This window comes from Candidatus Pantoea symbiotica (genome assembly GCF_056491525.1).
The window spans coordinates 3610613-3622290 of sequence record NZ_JBSZHR010000002.1; the positions used below are offsets into that span (position 1 = coordinate 3610613).

The 11678-nt window shown below is 50.1% G+C and carries 24 protein-coding genes; all 24 read right to left on the reverse strand.

Going from position 1 to position 11678, the window contains the following annotated elements:
• Positions 1-2 precede the first annotated feature (2 nt).
• The 24 genes from rplO to tuf all read right to left on the reverse strand — a co-directional run bounded on the left by rplO (position 3) and on the right by tuf (position 11629).
• Positions 3-437 carry a 50S ribosomal protein L15 gene (rplO, locus tag ACXIZX_RS17395; RefSeq protein WP_007891684.1) on the reverse strand — a complete coding sequence of 145 codons (435 nt, stop codon included), beginning with the start codon at positions 435-437 and terminating at the stop codon, positions 3-5.
• A gap of 3 nt (positions 438-440) precedes the next feature.
• Positions 441-620, reverse strand: coding sequence for a 50S ribosomal protein L30 (gene rpmD / locus ACXIZX_RS17400; RefSeq protein ID WP_007891681.1), 180 nt, complete (start codon positions 618-620; stop codon positions 441-443).
• Positions 621-625: 5 nt separating this feature from the next.
• Positions 626-1126, reverse strand: coding sequence for a 30S ribosomal protein S5 (rpsE, locus tag ACXIZX_RS17405; RefSeq protein ID WP_007891679.1), 501 nt, complete (start codon positions 1124-1126; stop codon positions 626-628).
• 14 nt (positions 1127-1140) lie between these two features.
• Positions 1141-1494, reverse strand: a complete 354-nt coding sequence (gene rplR / locus ACXIZX_RS17410; RefSeq protein WP_008104733.1) for a 50S ribosomal protein L18 — start codon at positions 1492-1494, stop codon at positions 1141-1143.
• A gap of 9 nt (positions 1495-1503) precedes the next feature.
• On the reverse strand, positions 1504-2037 hold the full coding sequence (rplF, locus tag ACXIZX_RS17415) for a 50S ribosomal protein L6 (protein WP_008104735.1): 534 nt from the start codon (positions 2035-2037) through the stop codon (positions 1504-1506).
• 13 nt (positions 2038-2050) lie between these two features.
• Positions 2051-2443, reverse strand: a complete 393-nt coding sequence (gene rpsH / locus ACXIZX_RS17420) for a 30S ribosomal protein S8 (protein ID WP_007891668.1) — start codon at positions 2441-2443, stop codon at positions 2051-2053.
• A gap of 32 nt (positions 2444-2475) precedes the next feature.
• The gene (rpsN, locus tag ACXIZX_RS17425; protein WP_007891666.1) at positions 2476-2781 is read right to left on the reverse strand and encodes a 30S ribosomal protein S14; all 306 of its coding nucleotides are present in this window, start codon (positions 2779-2781) and stop codon (positions 2476-2478) included.
• Positions 2782-2795: 14 nt separating this feature from the next.
• The gene (gene rplE / locus ACXIZX_RS17430) at positions 2796-3335 is read right to left on the reverse strand and encodes a 50S ribosomal protein L5 (protein WP_007891665.1); all 540 of its coding nucleotides are present in this window, start codon (positions 3333-3335) and stop codon (positions 2796-2798) included.
• Positions 3336-3349: 14 nt separating this feature from the next.
• Entirely contained in the window at positions 3350-3664 is a 315-nt protein-coding gene (rplX, locus tag ACXIZX_RS17435; protein WP_007891664.1) for a 50S ribosomal protein L24, read from the reverse strand.
• Between the two features lie 10 nt (positions 3665-3674).
• Positions 3675-4046, reverse strand: a complete 372-nt coding sequence (rplN, locus tag ACXIZX_RS17440; protein ID WP_006120590.1) for a 50S ribosomal protein L14 — start codon at positions 4044-4046, stop codon at positions 3675-3677.
• A 169-nt stretch (positions 4047-4215) separates the two neighbouring features.
• Complete coding sequence (rpsQ, locus tag ACXIZX_RS17445; protein ID WP_008104738.1) at positions 4216-4470, reverse strand: 30S ribosomal protein S17; 255 nt, start codon at positions 4468-4470, stop codon at positions 4216-4218.
• Positions 4470-4658: a 50S ribosomal protein L29 gene (gene rpmC, locus ACXIZX_RS17450; RefSeq protein WP_007891662.1), complete on the reverse strand. Its 189-nt coding sequence runs from the start codon at positions 4656-4658 to the stop codon at positions 4470-4472. The genes rpsQ and rpmC overlap by 1 nt, the downstream gene beginning before the upstream one ends.
• Positions 4658-5068 (reverse strand): 50S ribosomal protein L16, encoded by a 411-nt coding sequence (rplP, locus tag ACXIZX_RS17455; protein WP_002438716.1) that lies wholly within the window; start codon positions 5066-5068, stop codon positions 4658-4660. Before rplP ends, rpmC begins: the two co-directional genes overlap by 1 nt.
• A gap of 12 nt (positions 5069-5080) precedes the next feature.
• On the reverse strand, positions 5081-5779 hold the full coding sequence (gene rpsC / locus ACXIZX_RS17460) for a 30S ribosomal protein S3 (RefSeq protein WP_007891660.1): 699 nt from the start codon (positions 5777-5779) through the stop codon (positions 5081-5083).
• A gap of 17 nt (positions 5780-5796) precedes the next feature.
• Positions 5797-6129 (reverse strand): 50S ribosomal protein L22, encoded by a 333-nt coding sequence (gene rplV / locus ACXIZX_RS17465; protein WP_007891659.1) that lies wholly within the window; start codon positions 6127-6129, stop codon positions 5797-5799.
• 13 nt (positions 6130-6142) lie between these two features.
• Positions 6143-6421, reverse strand: a complete 279-nt coding sequence (rpsS, locus tag ACXIZX_RS17470; protein ID WP_001138115.1) for a 30S ribosomal protein S19 — start codon at positions 6419-6421, stop codon at positions 6143-6145.
• Positions 6422-6437: 16 nt separating this feature from the next.
• Positions 6438-7259, reverse strand: coding sequence for a 50S ribosomal protein L2 (gene rplB, locus ACXIZX_RS17475; RefSeq protein WP_007891654.1), 822 nt, complete (start codon positions 7257-7259; stop codon positions 6438-6440).
• Between the two features lie 17 nt (positions 7260-7276).
• Positions 7277-7579 carry a 50S ribosomal protein L23 gene (rplW, locus tag ACXIZX_RS17480; RefSeq protein ID WP_007891652.1) on the reverse strand — a complete coding sequence of 101 codons (303 nt, stop codon included), beginning with the start codon at positions 7577-7579 and terminating at the stop codon, positions 7277-7279.
• On the reverse strand, positions 7576-8181 hold the full coding sequence (rplD, locus tag ACXIZX_RS17485; protein ID WP_007891650.1) for a 50S ribosomal protein L4: 606 nt from the start codon (positions 8179-8181) through the stop codon (positions 7576-7578). The genes rplW and rplD overlap by 4 nt, the downstream gene beginning before the upstream one ends.
• A 10-nt stretch (positions 8182-8191) precedes the next feature.
• Entirely contained in the window at positions 8192-8818 is a 627-nt protein-coding gene (gene rplC, locus ACXIZX_RS17490; RefSeq protein ID WP_008104741.1) for a 50S ribosomal protein L3, read from the reverse strand.
• A gap of 32 nt (positions 8819-8850) precedes the next feature.
• The gene (gene rpsJ / locus ACXIZX_RS17495; protein ID WP_006120582.1) at positions 8851-9162 is read right to left on the reverse strand and encodes a 30S ribosomal protein S10; all 312 of its coding nucleotides are present in this window, start codon (positions 9160-9162) and stop codon (positions 8851-8853) included.
• A 322-nt stretch (positions 9163-9484) separates the two neighbouring features.
• Complete coding sequence (gene bfr, locus ACXIZX_RS17500) at positions 9485-9967, reverse strand: bacterioferritin (protein ID WP_154157684.1); 483 nt, start codon at positions 9965-9967, stop codon at positions 9485-9487.
• A 104-nt stretch (positions 9968-10071) separates the two neighbouring features.
• The gene (bfd, locus tag ACXIZX_RS17505) at positions 10072-10266 is read right to left on the reverse strand and encodes a bacterioferritin-associated ferredoxin (RefSeq protein WP_008104746.1); all 195 of its coding nucleotides are present in this window, start codon (positions 10264-10266) and stop codon (positions 10072-10074) included.
• A gap of 178 nt (positions 10267-10444) precedes the next feature.
• Positions 10445-11629, reverse strand: coding sequence for an elongation factor Tu (gene tuf / locus ACXIZX_RS17510; RefSeq protein ID WP_179453205.1), 1185 nt, complete (start codon positions 11627-11629; stop codon positions 10445-10447).
• Between the last annotated feature and the right edge of the window lie 49 nt (positions 11630-11678).

The window sequence follows — 11678 nt, forward strand, 5'->3', positions numbered from 1 at the left end:
ACTTATTCCTCGATTTTACCGCCAGCAGCTTCGATTGCAGCACGAGCACCTTTGGTGACACGCAGACCGCGAACCGTTACCGGTGCAGAAACTTCACCAGAAAGAATCACTTTCGCGAATTCAATCTGAACACCGATAATATTGGCCGCTTTCAGCGTATTCAGGTCAACAATACCGCCTTCAACTTTCGCCAGATCAGACAAACGAACTTCTGTCGTGATCATTGCTTTGCGAGAGGTGAAACCGAATTTCGGCAGACGACGGTACAGAGGCATCTGACCACCCTCGAAACCGCGACGTACGCCACCGCCAGAACGAGAGTTCTGACCTTTGTGACCACGACCACCAGTTTTACCGAGGCCAGAACCGATACCACGCCCCAGACGCTTAGAAGCGTGTTTAGACCCTTCGGCCGGAGACAGAGTGTTTAAACGCATCTCTTACTCCTCCACTTTCAGCATGTAGGAAATCGCGTTAATCATACCGCGTACAGCAGGCGTATCTTCACGCTCAACGGTGTGATTGATGCGACGCAGACCCAAGCCAACCAGAGTCGCTTTGTGCTTAGGCAGGCGGCCGATTGAACTGCGGGTTTGTGTAATTTTAATTGTCTTAGCCATCGTGATTACCCCAGAATTTCTTCAACGGATTTACCACGCTTGGCAGCGACCATTTCCGGAGAATTCATATTGCCCAGGCCATCAATAGTTGCACGAACCACGTTAATCGGGTTAGTAGAACCATACGCTTTAGCCAGAACGTTATGTACTCCAGCAACTTCTAAAACAGCGCGCATTGCACCGCCGGCGATGATACCGGTACCTTCAGAAGCTGGCTGCATGAACACACGAGAACCTGTGTGAGCACCTTTAACAGGGTGCTGCAGGGTGCCGTGAGTCAGCGCGACGTTAATCATATTGCGACGGGCTTTCTCCATCGCTTTCTGGATCGCTGCTGGAACTTCACGCGCTTTACCGTAACCAAAACCAACGCGGCCGTTACCATCACCCACTACAGTCAGTGCGGTGAAGGAGAAAATACGACCACCTTTTACAGTTTTAGATACACGGTTTACCGCGATCAGTTTTTCCTGCAGTTCGCCAGCTTGTTTCTCGATGTTTGACATCTTAGACCTCTACCTTAGAACTGAAGGCCAGCTTCACGGGCAGCATCTGCCAGTGCCTGGACACGACCATGATATTGGAACCCGGAACGGTCGAAAGAGACATTAGTAATGCCTTTCTCAACAGCGCGCTCAGCCAGAGCTTTACCTACAGCTGCAGCGGCGTCTTTGTTACCGGTATACTTCAGTTGTTCGGCAATAGCTTTTTCTACAGTAGAAGCAGCAACCAGAACTTCGGAACCGTTCGGGGCGATCACCTGTGCGTAAATATGACGCGGGGTACGATGTACCACCAGGCGAGTAGCACCCAGCTCTTTGAGCTTGCGACGTGCACGGGTCGCACGACGGATACGAGCAGATTTCTTATCCATAGTGTTACCTTACTTCTTCTTAGCCTCTTTGGTACGCACGACTTCGTCGGCGTAACGAACACCCTTGCCTTTATAAGGCTCAGGACGACGGTAGGCGCGCAGATCAGCTGCAACCTGACCAATCAGCTGTTTATCAGCGCCTTTCAGCACGATCTCAGTCTGAGTTGGACATTCAGCAGTGATGCCGGCCGGCAGTGCATGGTCAACAGGGTGAGAGAAGCCCAGGGCCAAGCTCACAGAGTTGCCTTTAACAGCTGCACGATAACCAACACCAACCAGTTGCAGCTTCTTGGTGAAGCCTTCGGTAACACCGATAACCATGCCGTTCAGCAGCGCACGAGCAGTACCTGCTTGTGCCCAACCATCCGCATAACCTTCGCGTGGAGCGAAAGTCAGGGCGTTGTCTGCATGCTTAACTTCTACAGCACTGTTGATAGTACGAGTCAGCTCGCCGTTTTTGCCTTTGATCGAAACTTCCTGACCGCTGAGTTTTACCTCTACGCCCGCAGGAACAACGACAGGTGCTTTTGCAACACGAGACATTTTATTCCTCCGATTACGCTACGTAGCAGATAATTTCGCCACCAAGACCAGCTTGGCGCGCTGCACGATCAGTCATGACACCTTTAGAGGTAGAGATTACAGCGATGCCCAGACCAGCCATTACTTTTGGCAGCTCATCTTTTTTCTTATAGATGCGCAGACCTGGACGACTAACACGCTGAATGCTCTCTACCACAGCCTTGCCCTGGAAATACTTTAAAGTAACTTCCAGCTCAGACTTGATATCGCCTTCGATTTTAAAATCTTCAATATAGCCTTCTTCCTTCAGCACGTTGGCAATTGCCACTTTCAGCTTGGAGGAAGGCATAGAGACCGCAACTTTGTTCGCGGCCTGACCGTTACGGATACGGGTCAGCATATCCGCGATCGGATCTTGCATGCTCATCTGTGTTACTCCCGTGATTCAAATGGTGACAATTACCAGCTAGCCTTTTTAAGACCCGGGATCTCACCGCGCATTGCGGCTTCACGGACCTTGATACGGCTCAACCCAAACTTCCGCAAGAAACCGTGCGGACGACCTGTCTGACGGCAGCGGTTACGCTGACGGGAAGGGCTGGAATCACGCGGCAGACTCTGCAGCTTGAGAACGGCATCCCAACGATCTTCGTCGGATGCGTTCACATCAGAAATGATCGCTTTCAGTTCTACGCGCTTGGCGAAGAACTTGTCTGCTAATTTCACACGCTTAACTTCGCGTGCTTTCATCGATTGCTTAGCCATTAAGTAACCCTACCTTACTTGCGGAATGGGAATTCAAAGGCAGCCAGCAGAGCACGGCCTTCATCATCAGATTTCGCAGTAGTGGTAATGGTAATATCCAAACCACGAACGCGATCGACTTTGTCATAATCGATTTCTGGGAAGATGATCTGCTCACGAACGCCCATGCTGTAGTTACCACGACCATCGAACGACTTCGCAGATAAACCGCGGAAGTCACGAATACGTGGTACAGCAATAGTGATCAGACGCTCAAAGAACTCCCACATACGCTCACCGCGCAGAGTTACTTTACAGCCGATCGGATAGCCCTGACGGATTTTGAAGCCTGCAACTGATTTGCGTGCTTTGGTGATCAGCGGTTTTTGACCGGAGATTGCTGCCAGGTCAGCTGCTGCGTTATCCAGCAGTTTCTTGTCAGCGATCGCTTCACCAACACCCATGTTCAGGGTGATCTTCTCGACCCGAGGGACTTGCATGACAGAATTGTAGCCGAACTCTGTCATGAGTTTCTGGACTACTTCGTCTTTGTAGTAATCATGCAGTTTCGCCATCGTACTACTCCAAATTACTTGATAGTTTCGCTATTAGACTTGAAGAAACGGACTTTTTTGCCGTCTTCGAATCTAAAGCCTACACGGTCAGCCTTGCCGGTTGCCGCATTGAAGAGTGCAACGTTGGAAGCTTGAATAGCAGCTTCTTTCTCAACGATGCCACCTGGTTGGTTCAGGGCCGGAACCGGCTTCTGATGTTTCTTAACCAGGTTGATACCTTCAACGATGACTTTACCAGAAGTCAGGACGTTCTTTACTTTACCGCGTTTACCTTTGTCTTTGCCGGTAAGCACGATAACTTCGTCGTTACGACGGATTTTCGCTGCCATTGCTCGCTCCTTAGAGTACTTCTGGTGCCAGAGAGATAATTTTCATGAACTTTTCAGTACGAAGTTCACGAGTTACCGGCCCAAAAATACGCGTACCGATAGGTTGCTCGCTGTTATTGTTTAAAATAACGCATGCATTACCATCGAAGCGAATGACAGAACCGTCCGGGCGACGAACACCCTTCCTGGTGCGCACCACTACCGCTTTCAGGACATCACCTTTTTTCACCTTGCCACGAGGAATTGCTTCCTTGATGGTCACTTTGATGATATCGCCGACGCCTGCGTAGCGACGGTGCGAGCCACCCAGAACCTTGATACACATTACGCGACGTGCACCGGAGTTGTCGGCGACGTTCAGCATAGTCTGTTCTTGGATCATTTTAGTGCTCCGCTAATGTCAACTACTACTTCGGGACCCAAACCTCAGGTCGTTAAAAAGCCCCATAATTGAGGGCGCGGCATTATAACACCGGTTCTCGCACATGGGTAGAAAAAATGAACGGCTCAGACGAGCCGTTCATTTTATTTTTTAGAGGAAGCGGATTCTATTACAGAACCGCTTTCTCTACAACGCGAACCAACGCCCAAGACTTAGTCTTAGACAGTGGACGGGTTTCGCGGATTTCTACCACGTCACCAATACCACATTCGTTGTTCTCGTCATGGATGTGCAGCTTAGTCGTACGCTTGATGAATTTACCGTAGATCGGGTGTTTCACGACACGTTCGATAGCAACAACTGCAGATTTCTGCATTTTGTCACTAATAACACGACCCTGCAGAGTACGGATTTTATCGGTCATTACGCCGCCTTCTCAGTCAGTAAAGTCTTAACACGTGCAACATTACGACGAACTTCTTTCAGCAGATGGGTTTGCTGAAGTTGGCCGGATGCTGCTTGCATGCGCAGGTTAAACTGCTCACGCAGCAGGTTAAGAAGCTCAGTGTTCAGCTCTTCAACGCTTTTTTCACGCAGCTCATTTGCTTTCATTACATCACCGTCTTAGTAACAAAGGTGGTTTTGATAGGCAGTTTTGCTGCTGCCAGCTTGAAGGCTTCACGGGCCAGCTCTTCCGGAACGCCGTCCATTTCATACAGGACTTTACCCGGTTGAATGAGGGCAACCCAATACTCCACGTTACCCTTACCTTTACCCATACGCACTTCCAGCGGCTTCTCGGTAATTGGTTTGTCCGGGAATACACGGATCCAAATTTTACCTTGACGCTTAACTGCACGGGTCATAGCACGACGTGCTGCTTCGATCTGACGAGCAGTCAGACGACCACGGCCAACAGCTTTCAGACCGAAAGTACCGAAGCTGACATCCGTACCTTGCGCCAGACCACGGTTGCGGCCTTTGTGCACTTTACGGAATTTCGTACGCTTTGGTTGTAACATCAGCGACTCTCCTTACTTACGGCCTTTACGCTGCTGCTTTTTAGGTTGAGCAGCCGGTTCCGGTTGTTCAACAGCAGCCATACCACCCAGGATCTCGCCTTTGAAGATCCATACCTTAACGCCGATTACACCATAAGTGGTGTGCGCTTCAGAGGTGTTGTAGTCAATGTCTGCACGCAGTGTGTGCAACGGTACGCGACCTTCACGGTACCATTCGGTACGTGCGATCTCGGCACCGCCCAAACGGCCGCTGACTTCAACTTTAATACCCTTCGCGCCCAGACGCATTGCGTTCTGTACAGCACGCTTCATAGCACGACGGAACATCACACGACGCTCCAGCTGTGAAGTGATGCTATCAGCAACCAATTTAGCGTCCAGTTCCGGCTTACGCACTTCGGCGATGTTGATCTGTGCAGGAACGCCAGCGATTTTCGCGACGACCGTACGCAGTTTTTCTACGTCTTCACCTTTCTTACCGATAACGATACCCGGGCGAGCAGTGTGAATAGTCACACGGATGCTCTTAGCCGGACGCTCGATAACGATACGAGATACAGACGCTTTCGACAGTTCCTTAGTAAGGAACTGACGGACTTTAAAATCGCTGTCCAGGTTGTCAGCGAATTCTTTGGTGTTCGCAAACCAGGTAGAGTTCCATGGTTTTACAATACCCAGGCGAATACCATTAGGATGTACTTTCTGACCCATTGCTAGTCTCCAGAGTCTCAGCGATCGGACACAACCACAGTAATGTGGCTGGTGCGCTTCAGGATGCGATCTGCACGACCTTTCGCACGCGGCATAATGCGCTTCATGCTTGGGCCTTCGTCTACGAAGATTTTCGCGACTTTCAGATCGTCGATATCAGCGCCATCGTTGTGTTCGGCGTTCGCAATGGCAGATTCCAGGACTTTCTTAACCAACACAGCAGCTTTCTTGTTGGTGTAGGTCAGAATATCCAGAGCCTGCGACACTTTCTTACCGCGAATCAGGTCTGCCACCAGGCGAACCTTCTGAGCAGAAGAACGAGCATGGCGATGTTGAGCAATAGTTTCCATCTCTTCCTCCTACTTATTTCTTCTTGGCTTTCTTATCTGCAGCATGGCCGCGATAAGTACGTGTCGGTGCAAATTCACCCAGTTTGTGGCCGACCATTTCGTCGGAAACAAAGACAGGAACGTGCTGACGACCATTATGGACAGCGATGGTCAAACCGATCATGTTAGGGAAGATCGTTGAACGACGGGACCAAGTGCGCAGGGGCTTCTTGTCACCGCTTTCCACCGCTTTCTCTACCTTCTTCAGCAAGTGCAGGTCAATAAAAGGACCTTTCTTGAGAGAACGTGGCATGGCTTATCCTCTAAAATTATTTGCTACGGCGACGTACGATAAATTTATCAGTACGCTTGTTGCTACGGGTCTTCTTACCTTTGGTCTGAACGCCCCACGGAGTTACCGGGTGCTTACCAAAGTTACGACCTTCACCACCACCGTGCGGGTGATCGACTGGGTTCATCGCAGTACCGCGAACGGTAGGACGAACACCACGCCAACGGGTTGCACCAGCTTTACCCAGTACGCGCAGCATGTGCTCAGAGTTGCCGACTTCGCCGAGAGTTGCACGACATTCGGATTCAACTTTGCGCATTTCGCCTGAACGCAGACGCAGGGTAACGTAGGAACCTTCACGCGCAACGATCTGCACGTAAGTACCAGCTGAGCGAGCAATCTGACCGCCTTTGCCTGGTTTCATTTCTACGTTATGAACGGTAGAACCCACCGGGATGTTACGCATCGGCAGGGTGTTACCTGCTTTAATCGCAGCATCAACGCCAGATTGAATCTGATCGCCGGCTTTCAGGCCTTTAGGGGCCAGGATGTAACGGCGCTCGCCATCTTTGTACAGAACCAGTGCGATGTTCGCAGAACGGTTCGGATCGTACTCAAGACGCTCAACAACTGCTGGGATACCATCTTTGTTGCGTTTGAAGTCAACAATACGGTAAGCCTGCTTGTGACCACCACCGATATGACGGGTAGTGATACGACCATTGTTGTTACGACCACCGGATTTGCTGTTTTTTTCTACCAGCGGAGCAAATGGTTTGCCCTTGTGCAGCTCTGGGTTCACCACTTTAACTACGTGGCGACGACCCGGAGATGTCGGTTTACATTTAACAACTGCCATTGTCTTTCTCCTCCGACTTACTCAGCGCCGCCGACGAAGTCCAGATTCTGGCCTTCCTTCAGGGTGACGTAAGCTTTTTTCCAGTCGCTACGACGACCGATACGCTGTCCGTGACGCTTAACTTTCCCTTTAACTACCAGGGTGTTTACGTCTTTAACTTCCACTTCGAACAGCTTCTCAACAGCAGCAACGATCTCTGCTTTGGTCGCGTCTTTAGCAACTTTGAGAACGATGGTATTGGTTTTTTCCATCGCAGTAGATGCTTTTTCTGATACGTGCGGTGCACGCACTACTTTCAGCAGACGTTCTTCACGGATCATGCCAGCATCTCCTCAACTTGCTTAACTGCTTCCGCAGTCATAACGACTTTGTCGAAGGCGATCAGGCTAACTGGGTCGATGCCCGCTGCATCACGCACGTCAACCTTGTACAGGTTACGCGCAGCCAGGAACAGATTCTCATCCAGTTCACCGGTGATGATCAGCACATCTTGCAGCGCCATGTCTTTCAGTTTCTGTACCAGCAGCTTAGTTTTAGGCGCTTCTACAGAGAACGTCTCGACAACGATCAGACGGTCCTGACGTACCAGCTCGGACAGGATGCTTTTCAGCGCGCCGCGGTACATCTTTTTGTTAACTTTTTGACTGTGGTCCTGTGGACGTGCAGCGAAGGTCACGCCACCTGAACGCCAGATCGGGCTCTTTACAGAACCTGAACGCGCACGGCCGGTACCTTTCTGGCGCCAAGGCTTTTTACCTGAACCAGTAACTTCAGCACGAGTCTTCTGCGCACGAGTACCCTGACGAGCACCAGCGGCATAAGCAACAACAACCTGGTGAACCAGCGCTTCGTTGAAATCACGACCGAAGGTAGTTTCGGAAACAGTCAGCGCGCTCTGCGCGTCTTTCAGTACTAATTCCATTGCTATCCCCTTACGCCTTCACAGCTGGTTTAACAATCAGATCGCACCCAGTTGCACCCGGGACGCCACCTTTGACCAGCAGCAGGTTGCGCTCAGCGTCAACACGTACTACTTCCAGGCTCTGAACGGTTACGCGCTCATTACCCAGCTGACCAGCCATTTTCTTGCCTTTGAACACTTTGCCCGGAGTCTGGTTCTGACCGATAGAACCCGGAACGCGGTGTGACAAGGAGTTACCGTGTGTAGCGTCCTGGGTACGGAAGTTCCAGCGCTTAACGGTACCTGCGAAACCTTTACCTTTAGAGGTACCGGTAACGTCTACTTTTTTAACGTCAGCGAAAATTTCAACACTGATGCTCTGGCCAACAGAGAAATCTTCACCTTCGGTGCGGAATTCCCACAGACCACGGCCAGCGTCAACGCCAGCTTTAGCAAAATGACCTGCTTCAGGCTTGCTCACACGGCTTGCTTTTTTAGCACCGGTGGTAACCTGGATAGCTTGGTAACCATCGTTGTCCAGGCCTTTGACCTGAGTAACGCGGTTTGCTTCAACTTCGATAACGGTTACTGGGATTGAAACGCCATCTTCAGTGAAGATGCGGGTCATACCCACTTTTTTACCGACTAAACCAATCATTGTATCAACCTCTCAATCGCTCGATGACCTGATTAACCCAGGCTGATCTGCACGTCAACACCGGCAGCCAGGTCCAGACGCATCAGAGCATCAACGGTTTTTTCAGTTGGCTCAACGATGTCTACCAGACGCTTGTGAGTGCGGATTTCGTACTGATCACGCGCGTCTTTGTTAACGTGCGGAGAGATCAGAACGGTAAAACGCTCTTTGCGGGTTGGCAGCGGGATCGGACCACGTACCTGCGCACCAGTGCGCTTGGCAGTCTCAACGATTTCCGCGGTTGATTGATCGATCAGGCGATGATCAAACGCTTTAAGACGGATACGGATTCTTTGGTTCGACATGAGACCAAGGCTCCAAACATTTTATAAACGAAAAGAATTACTACCCACATCCATTACGATTGATGGAGGAGTGTAATCGTTCAGCATATAACTCCCCAATTGGGAGTATTGTTAGGCGATACATAGACAGCTATCCCCTGCGATTCTGCTCGAATCGCGCCGCACCAATATCGGCAGGCCCGCGCATTATACGTAAATCTGTTTAGGAAGCAACCCGTGTTGTGTTTTTAACCACATCTATCTGGCTTAAGTCCCAAAAAAACCCGCGGCAATCGTTTTTGACTGGCGCGGGCTTGCATGACATTGCTGATTGGGCATAAGGCTAATGTTCGTTTTGATCTTTTAATTGAGACTGAAGATAATTTTGCAGGCCGAGTTTGTTCACCAAATCGAGTTCAGTTTCCAGCCAGTCAATGTGGCCCTCCTCTTCCGTCAGAATTTCAATCATCATGTCTCTGCTGACATAGTCATGAACCTTGTCGGCATAGGCTATCGCTTCGCGCAAATCCTTTGCGCCTTCCAGTTCTAATGTCAGGTCAGACTGCAGCATCTCCGGCACGTCTTCACCGATGCGTAATCGACCGAGATCTTGCAGGTTAGGAATCCCTTCAAGAAAAAGAATGCGTTCGATGTACTTATCAGCATGCTTCATTTCATCGATCGACTCATGATACTCAACGTCATTGAGCCGGGTCAGACCCCAATTTTTGAACATACGCGCATGAAGGAAGTACTGATTAATCGCAACCAGTTCATTCCCCAGCAATTTGTTGAGATGATTTATGATTTTACCGTCGCCCTTCATTTTGCTTCCTCCGCTTCCAACTAAATAGAGCGTAGATGCGGATGAAAGGAAGTCAAAAAAACGCGACAGTTATTGTGGGTATTTCGGAGTGCAGAATTAAGCTATCAGGCTATCTCTTTGTAGAGCGGCACGTTTTGCAGTTCATCTTCCATAATTTCCCGTGCAAAGCGCACGCACTTCCCACATTGCTTGCCAATGGGAACCAGTTGACGCAATTGTTGAATCGATTTGGGTTGATAGCGGCGAACCACTTCGCGTAGAGTTTTATCACTCACGGCATTACACAAGCAGACGTACATTTACTGCGGACTCCCGTACAATTTATGATCAAATTGTAAATGAGAATGGTTTTTATTTCAAACGCAGCTTTTATGTGGGATTAATCGAAACGGCAAAATTCAGACATAAAAAAAGAGCACCGAAGTGCTCTTTTTCATGCTGCGATGACTGCCGAAACAGCCATCGACATTAACGCAATTAAGCGATGATTTCAGCAACAACACCCGCACCAACAGTACGGCCGCCTTCACGGATTGCGAAACGCAGACCCTGATCCATAGCGATTGGCTTGATCAAAGTAACGGTCATTTTTACGTTGTCGCCTGGCATTACCATCTCAACGCCTTCTGGCAGTTGAACGTCACCAGTCACGTCAGTAGTACGGAAGTAGAACTGAGGACGGTAGCCTTTGAAGAACGGAGTATGACGGCCGCCTTCATCTTTAGACAGAACGTAAACTTCTGAAGTGAACTGGGTATGTGGCTTGATTGAACCCGGCTTAGCCAGAACCTGACCACGCTCGATATCTTCACGCTTGATACCACGCAGCAGAACACCACAGTTCTCGCCTGCCTGACCCTGATCCAGCAGTTTGCGGAACATTTCAACGCCAGTACAGGTTGATTTAACAGTATCTTTCAGGCCAACAACTTCAACTTCGTCGCCCACTTTAACGATACCGCGCTCAACACGACCGGTAACAACAGTACCACGGCCAGAGATTGAGAATACGTCTTCGATTGGCAGCAGGAACGGCTTGTCGATTGCACGTACTGGCTCTGGGATATAGGTATCCAGATGACCAGCCAGTTCAATGATCTTAGCTTCCCACTCAGCGTCGCCTTCCAGCGCTTTCAGAGCAGAACCACGTACGATTGGAGTGTCGTCGCCTGGGAAGTCATATGCTGACAGCAGGTCACGTACTTCCATCTCAACCAGTTCCAGCAGCTCTTCATCATCAACCATGTCGCACTTGTTCAGGAACACGATGATGTAAGGAACGCCAACCTGACGACCCAGCAGGATGTGCTCACGGGTCTGTGGCATTGGGCCATCAGTCGCAGCAACAACCAGGATCGCGCCGTCCATCTGTGCAGCACCGGTGATCATGTTTTTCACATAGTCGGCGTGGCCTGGGCAGTCAACGTGCGCATAGTGGCGATTCGGGGTTTCATATTCAACGTGAGAAGTGTTGATGGTGATACCACGTGCTTTCTCTTCTGGCGCTTTATCGATCTCGTCGAATTTGCTTGCCTTACCGCCGTAGGTTTTAGCCAGAACGGTGGTGATTGCTGCAGTCAGAGTGGTTTTACCATGGTCAACGTGACCGATGGTGCCGACGTTTACGTGCAGTTTGTTACGCTGAAATTGCTCTTTCGCCATGGCGATAATTCCTTACGTTGTGCCTTCATGAGTCATGAAGGCATCAGTT